This is a genomic window from uncultured Roseobacter sp., from assembly GCF_947496515.1.
In the GTDB taxonomy this organism is placed as follows: domain Bacteria; phylum Pseudomonadota; class Alphaproteobacteria; order Rhodobacterales; family Rhodobacteraceae; genus Roseobacter.
Genome location: NZ_CANMDB010000060.1, coordinates 1 through 251 on the forward strand (window position 1 = coordinate 1; position 251 = coordinate 251).

Sequence of the window (251 nt, forward strand, 5' to 3'; positions counted from 1 at the left end):
TTTGGGTTGAACGGGGTGCAACTGTTTCATGCGCTGTATCTTCTTCGGTAAGCAAGGATAACACATCGACGCGGAGCGCGCGAAGATTTTCTGGTGCGTTATCAACAACCTCGGCGCTTGTCGGTGCAACCCGGAAGCCGAGTTCGGCGAAGATGGTCACGATGTTCCAAAAGTTCATCAGAAACGCGCGCGCCGTCTCTTCATCCAGATGCGCGCAACTCGGATCGTCTCCAAAGTCTTCGAGAAGCTCA

At 53.8% G+C, this 251-nt stretch carries 1 protein-coding gene; it reads right to left on the reverse strand.

Features of this window, described 5'->3' with window-relative positions; genetic code table 11:
* Positions 1–251: hypothetical protein (locus tag Q1A53_RS23370; RefSeq protein WP_299971822.1), on the reverse strand; the 251-nt coding region annotated here is incomplete at both ends.